Source organism: Rhodopseudomonas palustris (genome assembly GCF_013415845.1).
In the GTDB taxonomy this organism is placed as follows: domain Bacteria; phylum Pseudomonadota; class Alphaproteobacteria; order Rhizobiales; family Xanthobacteraceae; genus Rhodopseudomonas; species Rhodopseudomonas palustris_F.
In genome coordinates, this window is the sequence record NZ_CP058907.1 from 1,473,735 (window position 1) to 1,489,186 (window position 15,452).

At 64.8% G+C, this 15,452-nt stretch carries 12 protein-coding genes and 1 riboswitch; of the genes, 7 read left to right on the top strand and 5 right to left on the bottom strand.

What is annotated here, in order from left to right:
* Nucleotides 1-33 precede the first annotated feature (33 nt).
* Entirely contained in the window at nt 34-1,104 is a 1,071-nt protein-coding gene (locus HZF03_RS06875; protein WP_119017101.1) for a putative urea ABC transporter substrate-binding protein, read from the bottom strand.
* Between the two features lie 75 nt (nt 1,105-1,179).
* A riboswitch (guanidine-I (ykkC/yxkD leader) is annotated at nt 1,180-1,284 on the bottom strand.
* A 193-nt stretch (nt 1,285-1,477) separates the two neighbouring features.
* Nucleotides 1,478-2,269 (bottom strand): enoyl-CoA hydratase/isomerase family protein, encoded by a 792-nt coding sequence (locus HZF03_RS06880; RefSeq protein WP_119017100.1) that lies wholly within the window; start codon nt 2,267-2,269, stop codon nt 1,478-1,480.
* A 119-nt stretch (nt 2,270-2,388) separates the two neighbouring features.
* Here HZF03_RS06880 and HZF03_RS06885 point away from each other — a divergent pair, with 119 nt between their 5' ends.
* On the top strand, nt 2,389-3,948 hold the full coding sequence (locus HZF03_RS06885) for a class I adenylate-forming enzyme family protein (protein WP_119017099.1): 1,560 nt from the start codon (nt 2,389-2,391) through the stop codon (nt 3,946-3,948).
* A gap of 156 nt (nt 3,949-4,104) precedes the next feature.
* On the opposite strand, the gene HZF03_RS06890 is transcribed toward HZF03_RS06885, so the two are convergent.
* Nucleotides 4,105-5,043 carry an IclR family transcriptional regulator gene (locus HZF03_RS06890; protein WP_179906273.1) on the bottom strand — a complete coding sequence of 313 codons (939 nt, stop codon included), beginning with the start codon at nt 5,041-5,043 and terminating at the stop codon, nt 4,105-4,107.
* A 119-nt stretch (nt 5,044-5,162) separates the two neighbouring features.
* Here HZF03_RS06890 and HZF03_RS06895 point away from each other — a divergent pair, with 119 nt between their 5' ends.
* The 6 genes from HZF03_RS06895 to HZF03_RS06920 all read left to right on the top strand — a co-directional run bounded on the left by HZF03_RS06895 (nt 5,163) and on the right by HZF03_RS06920 (nt 10,788).
* Nucleotides 5,163-6,023, top strand: coding sequence for a MaoC/PaaZ C-terminal domain-containing protein (locus tag HZF03_RS06895; protein ID WP_119019996.1), 861 nt, complete (start codon nt 5,163-5,165; stop codon nt 6,021-6,023).
* A gap of 212 nt (nt 6,024-6,235) precedes the next feature.
* Nucleotides 6,236-7,480, top strand: coding sequence for an ABC transporter substrate-binding protein (locus HZF03_RS06900; protein ID WP_119019997.1), 1,245 nt, complete (start codon nt 6,236-6,238; stop codon nt 7,478-7,480).
* A gap of 7 nt (nt 7,481-7,487) precedes the next feature.
* Entirely contained in the window at nt 7,488-8,207 is a 720-nt protein-coding gene (locus HZF03_RS06905) for an ABC transporter ATP-binding protein (RefSeq protein WP_107343456.1), read from the top strand.
* Nucleotides 8,200-8,904: an ABC transporter ATP-binding protein gene (locus tag HZF03_RS06910; RefSeq protein ID WP_119019998.1), complete on the top strand. Its 705-nt coding sequence runs from the start codon at nt 8,200-8,202 to the stop codon at nt 8,902-8,904. The genes HZF03_RS06905 and HZF03_RS06910 overlap by 8 nt, the downstream gene beginning before the upstream one ends.
* Before the next feature lie 13 nt (nt 8,905-8,917).
* Nucleotides 8,918-9,781, top strand: coding sequence for a branched-chain amino acid ABC transporter permease (locus HZF03_RS06915; RefSeq protein ID WP_011156981.1), 864 nt, complete (start codon nt 8,918-8,920; stop codon nt 9,779-9,781).
* Nucleotides 9,778-10,788: a branched-chain amino acid ABC transporter permease gene (locus HZF03_RS06920; protein WP_012495057.1), complete on the top strand. Its 1,011-nt coding sequence runs from the start codon at nt 9,778-9,780 to the stop codon at nt 10,786-10,788. The genes HZF03_RS06915 and HZF03_RS06920 overlap by 4 nt, the downstream gene beginning before the upstream one ends.
* Nucleotides 10,789-10,815: 27 nt before the next feature.
* Here the strand turns inward: HZF03_RS06920 and HZF03_RS06925 are convergent, their stop codons facing one another.
* Nucleotides 10,816-13,974, bottom strand: coding sequence for an efflux RND transporter permease subunit (locus HZF03_RS06925; protein ID WP_119019999.1), 3,159 nt, complete (start codon nt 13,972-13,974; stop codon nt 10,816-10,818).
* A complete protein-coding gene (locus HZF03_RS06930) occupies nt 13,971-15,365 on the bottom strand; it encodes an efflux RND transporter periplasmic adaptor subunit (protein ID WP_119020000.1) in 1,395 nt (464 codons plus the stop codon). The genes HZF03_RS06925 and HZF03_RS06930 overlap by 4 nt, the downstream gene beginning before the upstream one ends.
* Nucleotides 15,366-15,452 lie beyond the last annotated feature (87 nt).

Below are 15,452 nucleotides of genomic sequence, written 5' to 3' on the forward strand. Positions count from 1 at the left end.
CGTCGTGCTCCGGCTTGCTTGTGACGTGATCGCTTACAGCTTGCCGGCCGCGGCGGCGTTCATGAAGCTGGGGTCGAAACGCAGCTTCACGTTGGCCTTGTCGCCCAGCACGCTCTTGTCCGCGAGCTCGATGCCGACGGCGTCGGCCGACTTCGCCCCCTTGCCGAGCAGATCCTTGTCGAACAGGAACTTGCGGACGCGGTCCATGGTGCTGCCGATCGCAGCGCTCTTGGTGAAGGCTTCGGCGTCGGCGGCCTTGCTGAACAGCTTGGTCGAGGCGAGCTGGCTTTCGAAGCCGGCCAGATCAGTGCCGGATGCCTTCGCCATCGCTTCCTTGGCGGCCTTGGCCTCGGCGCCTTCCGCCGTCATCTTCGCCATGGTCTCGTACCAGATCCCGACCAGCGCCTTGGCGAAGTTCGGATTGTCCTTCACCACCGCGGTGTTGGCGACCATCAGGTCCATGATTTCGCCGGGGATCTGGGAGGAGTCGAACACCTTGTGGGCGTCGGGCGAGGCGAGGATTTCGGAGACGATCGGATTCCAGGTCACCACCGCGGTGACGTCGGCCGTCTTGTAGGCGGCGGCGAGGTCGGCGTCGGAGGTGTTGACCACCTTGACGTCCTTCTCGCTCAGCTTGTTGGATTCGAGCGCGCGCGCCAGCAGATAGTGCGACACCGAGAACTCGACCAGATTGACCTTCTGGCCCTTGATCGCGGAGAAATCCTTCTTGTCCTTGAGGATCACCGCGTCGTTGCCGTTGGAGAAGTCGCCGACGATCACAGCGGTGGTGTCGACGCCGCCGGCGGCGGGAATCGACAGCGCGTCCATGTTGGTGATGGTCACCGCGTCATACGAGCCCGCGGTGTATTGATTGATCGACTCGACGTAGTCGTTGAACTGCTTCACCTCGATGGTGATGCCGTATTTGTCCGCCCACTTCTTCACGATGCCGGTGTCGGCGGCATAGCCCCAGGGCATCCAGCCGACATAGATCGACCAGGCGACCTTGAAGTCCTTCTTGGGGGCGGCGGAGGCTCCGGCGACGCTCAGCGCGACGATCGAGCCAGCAAGGATCAGAGAAGATAGGAAACGAGTCTTCCGCATCGGATCATTCCTCAGAATCTGGTCGCGATGAGGAATTGACGTGGACCATCGTTTGCCAATTCCTCGGCTTACGAGGTCTCCCGGGCTTTTGTCCCGCCGTGCGTCCGAAGGATTTCTCCCTTCGGGGGGCAGCTCTCGGACCAGCGCCTGAAACAGGCCGGAACCCTAGCCACCAACTCTGTGCCAATTGTTGCCCGAACGGACGCCATCTTTGAAGGTCCGCACGGCACAAACAATGTGCAATCCCTGGCGGTAGTTCGGTCAACTGCCCAGCGGCTCGGCGGAGTCGGTACGATTGTGTGGTCTCGATGACCAGCTTACCGATCTGCACAGATCTGCTACCGAGCTCGCCTGTATCTTCTGCGAGGCTTTCTCAGCGCCTGAAGTCGGCCTTGCGCTTCTCTTGAAACGCCGCGACGCCTTCGGCGAATTCGGTGCTGCCGAAAGCGACGCCCTGGGCGAATGCCTCGAGGGCGAAGAACTGTTCGATCGGCTCGAACGCGCCGTTGACCAGCATCTTGGTGAGGCCGAGCGAGGTGGCGGGACCGGCGGCAAGATCAGCGGCGAGCTTCAGTGCCTCGTCCATCAGCGTGTCAGCAGGGACGACGCGCTTGGCGATGCCGAGTGCGAGCGCCTCCTCCGCTTCGACGCGGCGGTTGGTGAGCAGGATGTCTTTGGCGCGCATCGCGCCGACCGCCCGTGGCAGCGTCAGCGCCAAGCCGAGATCCGGTGCTGCACCGAGCCCGGGAAATGCTGCGCGGAAGTAAGCTTGATCCGACATCAGCACGATGTCGCAGAGTAGCGCCAGCGAGAAGCCGGCGCCGGCGGCCGATCCGTTGACTGCGGCGATCACCGGCTTCTCGGCTGTGAGCAACATCTTGGCCCAGCCGTGCGTCACCTGCATCCGCCGCCGCACCTGCGGCGCGGCGCGATCGCCCATGTTGTTGATATCACCGCCGGCACAGAACGAGTCCTCGCTACCGGTGATCACCAGGCAGCGCACGGCTGGATCGGTGAGTAATTCCGGGATGCGGAGTTCGAAATGCTGCTTGACCGCTGGTTGCAGCGCATTGCGCATCGACGGGCTGTTGAGGCGAACCACCATGACGTTGGTGTGGCGTTCGAACACGACGGCATCGCCGTCGGCTGCGCTGCGTGCAGGCATGTGTTTCCACCCTTGTTTTGTTTCCGGCGAGGATAGCGCAGTTCGTAACAATTTGCGAAAACGATTTTCGCAATGCTAAAACGCGTTCAAGCAACAACACGAACAGGGGGGAGCGCGACATGCAGTTGACGGCGGGCTTGCGCAAGGCGGCCGCGTTCCGCGCCGACGACATCGCGCTCGTGACCCCCGAGCGCAGCTTCAGCCATGGCGAGGTGCTGGACCGGGTGGCGCGGCTCGCAAGCGTGTTCCGACGCTTCGGCATTGAAGCCGGCGAGCGGGTTGCGATCCTGGCGGCCAACGGCAATGCGTACATCGAGTGCTATTTCGCCGTGCTGTGGGCTGGTGGCGTCGTGGTGCCGATCAATTCCCGGTTCTCGCTCGCCGAGATGATCGAGCAGGTGACTGATGCCGAGCCGACGGTGCTGGTGAGCGATCGCAGCTTTCTCGACAGTGCGCTGCAACTCGCCGATGCCTGCCGCTGCATCACCGCCGTGGTCGCTGCCTCGCCGGGCGCTGCTGGGTTGCCTAAGCTCTACGATTACGAGGCTGCGCTCGCGGACGAGAAGGCTTGCGCCGACGCCGGCCGTGGCAACGACGATCTCGCTTGCCTGTTCTACACCGGTGGCACCACTGGGCGCGCCAAGGGCGTGATGCTCAGCCACCGCAGTCTGTGGGTCAACGCGGTAGCGACGTCGCTGTCTTTCGGCTTCGATGAGACCACAGTGGCGCTGCACGCTGGCCCGCTGTTCCATCTCGGCGCCGGTGCACGGGTCTACACCACCTCGATCATGGGCGGGCGACACGTGGTGATCCCGCGGTTCTCGCCGAACGACGTGCTGGCTGCGATCAGCCAGCACAAGGTGACGGTGGCGACCTTCGTGCCGACGATGCTCGGCATGATCCTGCAACTGCCGGATCTCGACAGCTACGATCTGTCGAGCCTGAAGCTGATCACCTATGGTGCTTCGCCGATGCCCGAAGCGGTGTTGCAGGAGTGCCTGCGGCGATTCCCGTCGATCAGGTTCGGCCAATCCTACGGCATGACCGAGCTATCGCCGGTCGCGACCATTCTGTCGCCGGCCGATCATCTGCCGTCCGCCCCACGGCATCGGCTGCGCTCGGCCGGCCGGCCCATCGTGTCGGCAGAAGTCAGGATCGTCGATGCCGAGGACCGCGAGCTGAAACCCGGCGAGGTCGGCGAGGTGGTGGTCCGTGGCCCCATGGTGATGATGGGCTATTGGAGACAGCCGGAGCTGACCGCGCAGGCGCTGCGCGGCGGCTGGATGCACACCGGCGATTCAGGCCGGTTCGACGCCGATGGCTATCTCTACATCTCCGACCGCATCAAGGACATGATCATCACCGGCGGCGAGAACGTGTATTCGATCGAGGTCGAGCACGCGATCGCGGCGCATCCCGACGTGCTGCAATGCGCTGTGATCGGTATCCCTCATGCCAAATGGGGCGAGGCGGTGCATGCGGTAGTGGTGCGCCGCGCGGGCTCTTCACTGACGGCGGAGGATCTGATCACGTTCTGCCGTTCGGTGATCGCCGACTACAAATCGCCGCGCAGCATCGAATTCCGCGACGACCCGCTGCCGCTGTCGAGCGTCAACAAGATCAACAAGGCGGCGCTCCGCGCCCCGTATTGGAGCGACAAGGATCGGCGAGTGAATTGAGGCTCTGTCTCAGGCACAGCGTCACCCGCGCCGTCACTGCGAGGAGCGCAGCGACGAAGCAATCCAGCTTCGTGCGCCGGACGATGGATTGCTTCGCTTCGCTCGCAATGACGGGGGGCGTGCCTCCACCGTGCGTAAGGACGACGGAGCGCGCCGTTACCCGCCCAGCGCGGCGCTGATTGCTCTTGCTGCATGTGCCAGCGCCGGGCCGTGGTGTTCGATCAGTTGCTGCTGCGACACCAGATAGGCCGGGCCGCCGAAGCTCAAGGCATATACCGGGCCGCCATTCGGCGGCACGATTGCGGCGCCGACTGCGTTGATGTCCTTGCGCCACTCGCCGGTCGAGATGCAGAAGCCCTGCCGGGCCATCTCACGCATCGACTTGGTGATCGATTTCTCGATCTTCGGCCAGTCGGCGCCGTGGTGGTCGCGCAATTCCGCCAGCAGCGCCCGGCGCTCATCCTCGCCGATCGTCGCCAGATAGGCTTTGCCGAGCGACGTTGTGGCGAGCGGCACGCGGGAGCCCGGTGGCAGCCGCAGGCCGATCAGCGCGTCGCTCTCGCAGCTTTCGATGTTTAGCATCATCAGCCGTTCGCGGGTGCCGAGCCCGACATGCAGCTGGCTGTCTTCGGCCAGCTTGGTCATGATCGGCAGCGCGGCTTTGCGGACGTCGAGATTGGCGAGCGCTGCGTAGCTCAGCGCCAGCGCGCGGGCGCCGAGCTGATAGGTCGCCGAGCGCGGCTCGTAGGTAAGGTAGCCGAGCTGGATCAGCGTGTGAGTCATCCGCGAGATCGTCGGCTTCGGCAGGCCGGTGCGCTCGGCGAGTTCCTGATTGCCGAGCGCGCGGTCGCCGGCGCGAAACGCGCCGAGCACGTCGAGGCCGCGCGCCAGCGCCGAGACGAACAACCGGCCGCCGGCATCATCGCGTTCGGCGGCGTCGGCGCGGGGGCGACGCGATGCGCGCTGCAACGATTGCCGCTCGGCGCGGCGTTGCGCGCGATCTTCCGAACTCGCAGCAGGAGGTCGCTTCTCGACTTTCGCGCCACCGCGTCGCTTGGCGGCTGCGGGCCCGCGCGTGGTTGTCTTCGCCGCCATGATCGTGGTTTCCGTGCGGCCCGGCCGCGAGTCAAAGATGTTTGCGAAAATCGATTTCGCATATTGTGCGACAGCCACCGCGGTGGCAAGCTGCACAAAAAACAAGAGGAAGCGGAAGGATGCCGATCGACCCCGCGCGCTTGCGCAACTGGCCCATTCCCGACATCGAACAGAGCTATACGGAACGCGACACCATGTTGTACGCGCTCGGCGTCGGTTATGGCGATGCCCCGCTTGACTCGAAGCAGCTGCGTTACGTCTACGAGCAGGATTTGCAAGTGCTGCCGTCGATGTCAGTGGTGCTCGGCTATCCGGGATTCTGGCTCGGCAATGAAGACACCGGCGTCGACTGGCGCAAGGTTTTGCACGGCGAGCAGGGCTTCGAGATATTCAAGCCGCTGCCGCCGAAGGCAACGGTGGTCGGGCGTTCGCGCGTCACCGGTCTGTTCGACAAGGGCGCTGGCAAGGGCGCCGTGTTGTTGTCAGAGCGCGATGTCGTCGATATGGCGACCGGCGAGCTGCTGTGCCGCCTGACTTCGACCACGATGCTGCGCGGCGACGGCGGGTTCGGAGGACCTTCGGGGCCGTTGCCTGTGCCGCACGCGCTGCCCGAGCGTGCGCCTGATCTGTCGCTGCGGATCGCAACCTCGCCGCGCGCCGCGCTGCTGTATCGGCTGTCCGGCGACTACAATCCGTTGCACGCCGATCCCGAAGTCGCGCGCAAGGCCGGATTCGACAAGCCGATTCTACACGGGCTGTGCAGCTTCGGTGTGGTGTGTCGCGCCTTGGTCGAGCTGTGCTGCGATGGCGATCCGACACGGCTGACCAAGATGCAGGTGCGGTTCTCATCGCCGGTGTATCCCGGCGAAACCATCGTCACCGAAGTGTGGAACGATGCAGAAGGGCGAGTTTCGTTCCGCGCCAAAGTGGCCGAACGGGATGTCGTTGTGATCAACAACGGTCTCGCCGCGGTCTCGTGACATCGTCCGGATTATTCCGCGTGCAGGAAAACGGTGCGGCTGGCTTCCAGGCTGGTCGCATCGCCGCAACAGCCTCCGCGCGACTGCGCGAGAACGACGCCTTCACAACGTAGGCTGGTAGTTAGGCCGGTGTTTAGAGAGTGACTTTCGGCGAGCATCACGTATAAGTCCGCCGACGCTGCAACAACAACGAACAACAAAGAGGAACGCCCGTGTCCATTTCCCGACGTTCATTCGGAATCGGTGCGACTGGTCTGGTGCTCGGAACGGTCGCAGCGCCTTGGGTTCGCAACGCCAACGCCGAGCCGGCCCCGATCAAGATCGGCGTGATCAATTCGATGAGCGGCGGTCTGTCGGCCTACGCGCAGGAAGGCAAGCCGGCGTTCGACTACATCATCGATCAGATCAACAAGAGCGGCGGCATCAAGAGCAAGGATGGCGCTAAGATTCAGTTGCTGCAGGCCGACGACGCCAGCCAGCCGGCGCGGACCGCGACCGAAGCGCGCCGCCTGATCACCGAAGAAAAGGTGCCGCTGCTGACTGGTACCATCCTCAGCGCCCAGATGCTGGCGCTGACGCCGGTGCTCGACGAATTGAAGGTGCCGACGCTGTCGATCTGGGCCGGCGGTGCCAAGTCGAACTACATGTTCTCACTCGGCTACCCGTACGACCGCGGCTACGCGCAGTCGATGCACGACTTCATCGTGTCGCTGCGCGACAACGACAAGTTCCCAATCAAGACCGCGGTGATGTGCTACTCGAACTACGAGGCCGGCCAGCAGGTCAACAAGTTCCTGGTCGAGAAGCTGAAGGCCAGCGGCATCGAGGTGATCGGCGAAGCGCCGCTCGACACCAAGGCGCAGGACCAGACCTCGGCGATGATCCGCATCCGCTCGCTGAAGCCGGACGTCGTCACCGGACTGGTGACGCCGCGCGACGGCATTCTGATGCATCAGGCGCGCTACAACCTGAACTACCAGGGCAGCCTGTTTGTCGGCGGCACCGGCGGTTATTCGGACCTGTCGCTGTGGAAGGATCTCGGCCCCGAGATCGGCAAGGCGGTGCTGACACGCAACCTGTTTGGCATGACGGGCTTCAGCGCCGGCGCCAAGATGGACTCGATGCAGAAGATCATCACCGAGCTGCACGACGTCGCCAAGCTCGAGCGCATCGGCCAGGGCGCGGTTCAGTATGCCCAGGGTGCGCGCGTGCTGCAGCAGGCGCTGGAGAACGCCAAGTCGCTGGAGCCGGACGCGCTGCTCGAGGCCTTCAAGAGCTTCAAGATTCCGTTCGGCGATCCGCATCTCTACATCGCCAAGCCGAAGGGCCTGCAGTTCGCCGAAGACCGGTTGCTGACCGACGGCTCGGCGATGATGATCCAGTGGATGCCGGATCAGAGCCAGGAGGTCGTGTTCCCGAAGGAGTTCGCACAGGCAGCTCCGCGTCCGAAGAGCTGATCTCGTCGTGGCCCTTCTCGAAGTCGACAACATCAGCAAACGCTTCGGCGGCCTGCTCGCGCTGAACGACGTCTCGTTCGGCGTCGAGAAGGGCGAGATCCTCGGCATCATCGGCCCCAACGGCGCCGGCAAGACGACGCTGTTCGGCGTCGTCTCCGGCTTCATTGCGCCGTCGAGCGGCGACGTCCGGTTCGACGGCCAGCGCATCACCGGCATTTCGCCCGACCGGCTGACGCGCCGCGGCCTGGTGCGCAGCTTCCAGATCGTCCAGACCTTCGCCGACATGACGACGCTCGAGGTCGTCACCACGGCGGCGCTGACCCGGAGGCCGTTGCGGCAGGCGATCGATTATGCAGCCGAGGTGCTCACGCGCGTCGGCCTCGGCGCCAAGCTCGATGAGACGCCGGCGACGCTGTCGCTGCAGGACAAGAAGCTCCTCGAAGTCGCCAAATGCGTCGCGACCGATCCGCAGTGCATCCTGCTCGACGAGGTGATGGCCGGCCTCACCATGGCCGAGACCGAAGCGCCGATGGCGATCATCCGCGAGCTCAACCGCTCCGGCGTCACCATCGTGATGGTCGAGCATGTCATGCCGGTGATCATGCGGATGGCGACCCGGATGGTGGTGATCAATTTCGGCGAGAAGATCGCCGAGGGCACGCCCGACGAGATCATCAAGGACCGCAAGGTGATCGACGCTTACTTCGGAGAGCATCTCGATGCTTGAGGTCGAAGGTCTGGTCGCAGGCTATGGCGGCTCGCCGATCCTGCGCGACGTGTCGCTCAGGCTCGCGTCCGGCGAAATCGTCGGCCTGCTCGGCGCCAACAATGCCGGCAAGACCACGCTGATCAACTGCCTGTCGGGGATCGTGACGCCGATGTCCGGCCGCATCCTGTTCGAGGGGCAGGACGTCACCCGAACCACGGCGCGCGAGCGCGTCGAACTCGGCATCATCCAGGTGCCCGAGGGGCGGCTGGTGTTCCCCGAGATGAGCGTGCGCGAGAACCTGCTGCTCGGCGGGTTCTGCGACCGCGCCCGAACGCATCGCCCGGCGCAGATGGAAAAGGTGCTGGATCTGTTCCCGCGGCTGAAGGAGCGGCTGACTCAAGCTGCCGGCACGCTGTCCGGCGGCGAGCAGCAGATGCTGGCGATCGGCCGCGGCCTGATGGCGGAAGCTCGCATCCTGATGCTGGACGAGCCCTCGCTCGGCCTCTCGCCGCTGTTCGTTCAATATATCTTCGAGATCATCGACCAGTTGCACCAGAGCGGCCTCACCATGCTGCTGGTCGAGCAGAACCTCAATCTGACGCTGCGCCATGCGCAACGCTGCTACGTGCTCGAACGCGGCCAAGTCGCGGTCGAGGGCGCGGCAGATTTGGTCAGGGACGATCCGCGCACGCGGCAGGCCTATCTGGGCCTGTGAACGGAGACGGCAAGTGAGCGAATTCTGGCAGGCCTTGGCGCAAGGCGTTCTGATCGGAAGCACCTACGGGCTGCTCGCGCTGGGCATGGGCCTGGTGTACGGCGTATCCGGAATCGTCAACTTCGCCCATGGCGATTTCATCTCCCTGGCGATGTTCATGGCGCTGGCGCTGTTCTCGGCGTTCGCACTCGATCCTTACGTCTCGGCGCTGATCACCATCCCGGTGATGGCGCTGATCGGCGGGCTGGTCTATCGCTATCTGTTACGGCCGATGGCCGGACATCAGTTTCTGATGATCGTGCAGCTCACGCTGGGTCTCAGCTTGGTGCTGCAGAACGGCATCCTGATGGTGTTCGGCGGCCAGCCGGCGCGCACGCCGTCGATCGTGGAATCGAAGTTGATCATTCTCGGCGACGTCGTGCTGCGGTTGCCGCATCTGATCGCGTTTGCGGTCGCGTTCGCGATGGCGATCGGGCTGTACGTGATGCTGCGCTCGACCGATTTCGGCCGCTCGATCCGCGCGGTGCATCAGAACGCGCGCGCCGCAGCGTTGATGGGGGTCGACGTCGGCCGTGTTCAGGTCGTCACCTTTGCGATCGGTGTCGCGATCCTGGCGGTCGCCGCGGCGCTGCTGCTGCCTGGCACGCCGATCACCCCGACCCAGGGCCTGCAGTACACCGTGATCACGCTGCTGGTCGTGGTGCTCGGCGGCATGACCAATTTCGTCAGCATCATGCTGAGCGGCCTGGTGATCGGCATCTCCGAGGCGTTCGGCCAGATCTATGTGTCGGATACGCTCGGCCGGCTGGTGCCTTACGCGATCTTCGTGCTGATCATGCTGTTCCGGCCGCAGGGCCTGACCTGGAGGACGTCATGATCAGCAAGGGCTTCTATCAGACCCTGGCGTCGCCATGGCTGTGGGGCATTCTGGTTCTCGCGGCCTGCCTTCCGCTGGCGCTGAACAGCTACCATCTCCACCTTCTGACCCTGGCGCTGGTCTATGTGGCGCTGGCGTCGGCGTGGAACATCGTCGGCGGCATGGCCGGCCAGGTGTCGCTGGCGCACAGCCTGTTCATCGGCATCGGCGCGATGCTGTCGACCGCGCTGCTGGTCAAGTTCGGCATCAACATGTGGGCCGGGCTTGTGATCTCCGCGGCGATCGCAGGCGCGCTCGGCGCGATGATCGCCTGGATCGACTTCCGGTTTCAGCTCGGCCATTTGTCGTTCGTGCTGATCACGCTGGCGTTCGCCGAGATGGGCGCAATCATCGTCGAAGGCTGGGAGTTCCTCGGCGGTGCCTCCGGCCTGCTACTGCCGCGTGACACTGGTGACTTCTGGGCGTTCCAATTTGGCGGCGGACGCGGTGCGTTCTGGGTGATGCTCGGGCTGGCGGCTGCCGTGGTGCTGGTCAACGTCGCGATCCTGAATGCGCCGCTCGGCTATTATCTGCGCACCATCCGCGACAATGAGAAGGCAGCGCAGGCGATCGGCGTCAACGTGCTGCGCCACAAGATCACCGCGATGACGATCTCGGCGGTGCTGACCTCGATCGTTGGCACCTGTTATGTGCGCTATTTGACCTTCGCCGATCCGTATCTGCTGGCGACCCCGACCATCACCATCGAGATTGTGCTGTTCGCCACCGTCGGCGGCCTCGGCCGCGCGTTCGGTCCGGCGCTCGGCGCGCTGCTGCTGGTGCCGCTCGGCGAGGTGCTGCGCGGCCAGCTCGGCGGTGCGGTGCCGGGGCTGCACTACTTCATCTACGGCGTGGTCGTGATCGTGGTGATCCTCGTCACGCCGCGCGGCCTGCTGCCGCTCGCCGAACGGGCGTGGCGCAGCTTGCGCCGCCGCGGCCCGGAGCCGCGGCCGGCTTCAGCGTCGTAAGCCGAGACCATCACCGGCCGGGAGCGACTACGCTCCCGGTGCCAGCACTGCACCGGCATTGCGGCGGCGGGCCGCCCGGTTCAGCCTAAAGCCTTCGATCAGGCCGTAGATCGCTGGGATCACGATCAGCGTCAGCAGTGTCGACGACACCATGCCGCCGATCATCGGCACCGCGATCCGCTGCATGATCTCGGACCCGGTGCCGCTGCTCCACAGGATCGGCAGCAGGCCCGCCATGATCGCCACCACGGTCATCATCTTCGGCCGGACGCGCTCGACTGCGCCTTCCATGATTGCGTTCTGCAGATCGTGCGGCGACAGCGGCCGGCCTTCAGCGATACATCGCGCTTTGGCGGCGGCCAGCGCGTGGTCGAGATAGATCAGCATCACCACGCCGGTTTCTGCTGCGACACCGGCCAGCGCGATGAAGCCGACTGCGACCGCGACCGACAGATTGAAGCCGAGCGCCCACATCAGCCACAGCCCGCCAACCAACGCGAACGGCAGCGACAGCATCACGATCAGCGTCTCGGTCAGCGATCGGAAGTTGAGGTACAGCAGCAGGAAGATGATCGCGAGCGTCAGCGGCACCACGATCTTCAGCCGCGCGGTGGCGCGTTCGAGATACTCGTACTGTCCGCTCCAGGTCACATAGGTACCGGGCGGGAAGCTGACGCCGGCCTGCACGGCCTGCTTGGCGTCGGCGACGTAGCCGCCGAGGTCGCGGTCGCGGATGTCGACATAGATGTAGGTCGCAAGCTGACCGTTCTCGGTGCGGATCGAGGTCGGGCCGCGCGCCGGCTGCACCGTCGCCACTTCGCCGAGCGGCACGGCACCGCCGGCCGGCAGCGGCACCAGCACGTCGCGGGCGATTCCTTGCGGATCGTCGCGCAGCTCGCGCGGATAGCGCATGTTGACGGTGAAGCGCTGACGGCCTTCCACGGTCGTGGTCACGGTTTGGCCGCCAAGCGCAGTGGCAATGGTGTCCTGCACGTCCTGGATCGCGAGGCCGTAGCGTGCAAGTGCGGTGCGTTCCGGTACGATTTCCAGGTAGTAGCCGCCGATGGTGCGTTCGGCATAGGCCGAGGAGGTGCCGGGGACGGTCTTAATCACCTGCTCGACCTGTTTGGCGAGGCGGTCGATCTGGACCAGATCGGTGCCGATCACCTTGACGCCCACCGGTGTGCGGATGCCGGTCGACAGCATGTCGATCCGGGCTTTAATCGGCATCGTCCAGGCGTTCGAGACGCCGGGGAATTGCAGCGCCTTGTCCATCTCGGCGATCAGCCCGTCGGTGGTCAGGCCCGGCCGCCATTCTGCTTTCGGCTTGAGGTTGATCACCGTCTCGAACATTTCGGTCGGCGCCGGATCGGTTGCGGTCGAAGCGCGGCCGGCCTTGCCGTACACCGACGCGACCTCGGGAAAGCCGCGGATGATGCGATCCTGCATCTGCAGCAGCTCGGCTGCCTTGGTGATCGACAGGCCGGGCAGGGTGGTCGGCATGTAGAGCAACGTGCCTTCGTCGAGCGAGGGCATGAACTCGGTGCCGAGCTGGCGCGCCGGCCAGATCGAGATGCCGAGCACCACCAGCGCCAGCACGATCACCAGGGTCTTGGCGCGCAGCACGGCGCGGATCACCGGGCGATAGATCCAGATCAGCGCGCGGTTGATGATGTTGCGGTGCTCCGGCACGATCTTGCCGCGGACGAAGATCACCATCAGCGCCGGCACCAGCGTCACCGACAGTAATGCCGCCGCCGCCATCGCGAATGTCTTGGTGAAGGCGAGCGGCCCGAACAACCGGCCCTCCTGCGATTCCAGCGTGAAGATCGGCAGGAACGACACAGTGATGATCAGGAGGCTGAAGAACAGCGCCGGCCCGACTTCGGATGCGGCCTCGATCAGGATGGCGACGCGAGACTTGCCTGGCTCGGCCCGCTCGAGGTGCTTGTGGGCGTTCTCGATCATCACGATCGCGGCGTCGACCATGGCGCCGATCGCAATCGCGATGCCGCCGAGGCTCATGATGTTGGAGCCGAGGCCCAGCAGCTTCATTGCGGCGAACGCCATCAGCACGCCGACCGGCAGCATCAGGATCGCCACCAATGCGCTGCGAACGTGGAGGAGGAAGATGATGCAAACCGCGGCCACTACCAAGCTCTCTTCGAGCAGCGTGTGCTTCAGCGTGTCGATCGCGCTGTAGATCAATGTCGAGCGATCATACACCGGTACGATCTCGACCGATTTCGGCAGGCTGCTGGCGATTTCCTGGAAGCGCTTCTTGACGTGCTCGATCACGTCCAGCGCATTGACGCCGAAGCGCTGCAGCACGATGCCGCTGGCGACTTCGCCTTCGCCGTTGAGTTCAGCGATGCCACGTCGCTCGTCCGGACCGAGCTCGACCCGCGCGACGTCCTTCAGTAGGACCGGCGTGCCGCCGCTCGCCTTCAGCACGATGTTGCCGAGGTCGTTGATATCCTTGATGTAGCCCTTGCCGCGGATGACGTATTCGAACTCTGACAGTTCGACGGTTCGGCCACCGACATCGGCATTCGACGCGCGGATCGCCTCGCGCATCCGCGCCACGGTGATGCCGCGGTCGCGCATCCGCTGCGGATCGAGCACCACGTTGTACTGCTTGACGAAGCCACCGATGCTGGCAACTTCGGCGACACCTTCGGCCTTGGCGAGCGCAAACCGCAGATTCCAGTCCTGGATGGTGCGGGTGTCGGCGAGGTTCAGCTGCTTCGACATCACCGCGTATTGATAGACCCAGCCGACGCCGGTGGCGTCCGGGCCGATGCTTGGGGCGACGCCCGCCGGCAGGCGCGAGGCGGCCCCGTTGAGGAATTCCAGCACCCGCGAGCGCGCCCAATAGATGTCGGTGCCGTCCTCGAAGATGACGTAGACGAACGACACGCCGAAGAACGAGAAGCCGCGCACCACCTTCGACTTCGGCACCGTCAGCATCGCGGTGGTCAGCGGATAGGTGACCTGATCCTCGATCACCTGCGGCGCCTGCCCGGGATATTCGGTGTAGACGACGACCTGGGTGTCGGAGAGATCCGGAATGGCGTCGAGCGGCAGATGCAGCAGGGCGTAGAGACCCGCGGCTACGGCGAAACCCGTGCCGAACAGCACCAGCAGCAGATTGCGCGCCGACCAGGCGATGATCCGGGCAATCATGGCTGGGCTCCGGCGTGGTCGTGTGCGTGATTGTGCGACGAAGCTTGCGGCTCGTTGCTGGGGGCGTTCGCTCCGTCGGCAAAGCCCTTTAGCGCGGCCTTCAGATTGCTCTCGGCGTCGATCAGGAAGTTGGCGGAGGTGACCACCGCCTCGCCTTCGTCGATGCCGTGTTTGACCTCGACGACGCCGTCGCCGCGGCGTCCGAGTGTCACCGTCCGCGGCTCGAACCGGCCGTCGCCCTTGTCCACCAGCACGATGCGCCGGCTGCCGTTGTCGAGCACGGCGGAGGTTGGAATCGTCAGCACCGGTGCATCGCCGGCGATGTCGATCTCGGCATCGACATACATGTCCGGCAACAGCTTCAGATCCGGATTGGCGAGTTCGACGCGTAGCCGCGTAGTGCGCGTATCGCGATTGACCTGCGGATAGATCACCGCGATCGTTCCAGAGCGCGCGCGATCAGGGAAGGCGCGGGCTCGGATCGTCACCTTCTGACCCACCGAGAGTGTGCCGAGATCGCGTTCGGCGACGTCGACGAGGGCCCACACCGTCGAGATGTCGGCGATCCGGAACAGCACGTCACCGACATTGGCGCGCATGCCGTCGATCGCGTTGCGCTCCAGCACAATGCCGTCGCGCGGCGCGCGCCATTGCACCGTCACCGGCGCGGTCCGCGTCCGCTCCAATTCGGCGATGGTCTCGTCGGGTACGTCGAGATTGACCAGTCGCTGCCGCGAGCCGCGGCCGAAGGCTTCGATCGTGCTTCTATTCTTCGAGGTGATCGTCGACAGATACTCGGCGGCGGCCGAGGCGATCGCCGAGCTGTAGATCTGCATCAGCGGCTGCCCGGCCTTGACGAAGCTGCCGGTGGTGACGTCGGCGATCTTCTCGACGAAGCTCTCGCTGCGCATCGCGATCACCGAGACGCGGCGCTCGTCGAGCTGGATCACGCCCGGCGCCTTCACCATCACATGCAGGGCGCGGCGTTCGGCGGACTCGGATTTGACGCCGCTGCGCTGGATCTTGCCCGGAGAGAGCTTCACCGTGCCATCGGCGCTGTCCTCGCCCTCATAGACCGGGACGTAGTCCATCCCCATCGAGTCCTTCTTCGGAACCTTGGAGATGTCGGGCAGCCCCATCGGGTTGCGGTAGTACAGGATCTTGCGATTGGGATCTGGTGGGGGCTTCGGCGCCGTCTGCGCAGAGGGCTCGTCGGCCTCATACACCGGCAGATAAGCGCGGCCTTGCGCATCGGCCTTCGGCACCGCCGACCAGCGCGGCGCGCCGGATGGATCGCGGTAGTACAGCGGCGACCGCTCGTTTGCCGCGGCAGGCGACGCGAGACAGAGTCCGATCAGAAACAGCAGTGAGGGTGAGCGCAGCTTGGTCATGACGTGCACCGTCGCGCGCCGCGAGGGCGCATCCGAATTCGGGAGAAATGAAGAACGGCGGCGCCGCGGCTGCGGCGCCGCGCTGGC